At 65.1% G+C, this 932-nt stretch carries 2 protein-coding genes; both read left to right on the forward strand.

Annotated elements, in window-relative coordinates:
- Window positions 1-2: 2 nt before the first annotated feature.
- The gene (gene ccoO / locus ACIOZM_RS31695) at window positions 3-572 is read left to right on the forward strand and encodes a cytochrome-c oxidase, cbb3-type subunit II (RefSeq protein WP_401221595.1); all 570 of its coding nucleotides are present in this window, start codon (window positions 3-5) and stop codon (window positions 570-572) included.
- Window positions 573-575: 3 nt separating this feature from the next.
- Window positions 576-791, forward strand: a complete 216-nt coding sequence (locus ACIOZM_RS31700) for a cbb3-type cytochrome oxidase subunit 3 (RefSeq protein ID WP_401221598.1) — start codon at window positions 576-578, stop codon at window positions 789-791.
- Window positions 792-932: the final 141 nt, after the last annotated feature.

Here is a 932-nt window from a genome sequence, read left to right on the forward strand (position 1 = left end):
TGATGTTGCTGATGGTGTTCGCCGTGAGCATCGGCGGCCTGACCCAGATCGTCCCGCTGTTCTTTCAGGACGTGACCAACAAGCCGGTGGAGGGCATGAAGCCTTACACCGCGCTGCAACTGGAAGGCCGCGACATCTACATCCGCGAAGGCTGCGTCGGCTGCCACTCGCAGATGATCCGTCCGTTCCGCGCTGAAACCGAACGTTACGGGCACTACTCGGTGGCCGGTGAAAGCGTCTGGGATCACCCGTTCCTGTGGGGTTCCAAGCGTACCGGGCCGGACCTCGCCCGGGTCGGCGCGCGCTATTCGGATGACTGGCACCGCGCGCATTTGTACAACCCGCGCAACGTGGTGCCGGAGTCGAAGATGCCGGCCTACCCATGGCTGGTCACCCAGCAACTCGATAGCAGCCACACCGAAACCAAGCTCAACGTGATGCGCACCCTCGGCGTGCCGTACACCGACGACGACATCAGCGGCGCGGTGGCCAGCCTCAAGGGCAAGACCGAGATGGACGCCCTCGTCTCCTACCTGCAAGTGCTCGGCACTGCGATCAAGAGCAAGAGGTGAGCCATGGTCATTGATATGAGTGCAGGCATGATTCGCGGCCTCGGCACGGTCGTGGTGTTCGTGGCTTTCGTCGGCCTGACCCTGTGGGTGTTCAACCGCAAGCGCACGCCGGAATTCGCCGAAGCGCGCCTGCTGCCGTTCGCCGACGAGCCACAACCCGACGCTGTCCACGCTTCTGAAACAACCCAAGCACCTGAAACAAGGAGTACCCGGCCATGACCACTTTCTGGAGTACGTGGATCTGCGTACTGACCATCGGCAGCCTGATCGGCCTGACCTGGTTGCTGATCGGCACCCCGCCGGGGGGGGGGGGCGGGCGGGGGGGGGGGGCGGCGGGGGGGCGGGGGGGGGGGGGGGGGC

The organism is Pseudomonas sp. NPDC087346 (assembly GCF_044744235.1).
In the GTDB taxonomy this organism is placed as follows: domain Bacteria; phylum Pseudomonadota; class Gammaproteobacteria; order Pseudomonadales; family Pseudomonadaceae; genus Aquipseudomonas.

Excerpts from the sequence above, each read along its gene's own strand:
- ccoO (WP_401221595.1), top strand. The coding sequence starts at position 3 with ATGTTGCTGATGGTGTTCGCCGTGAGCATCGGCGGCCTGACCCAGATC.
- ACIOZM_RS31700 (WP_401221598.1), top strand. The coding sequence starts at position 576 with ATGGTCATTGATATGAGTGCAGGCATGATTCGCGGCCTCGGCACGGTC.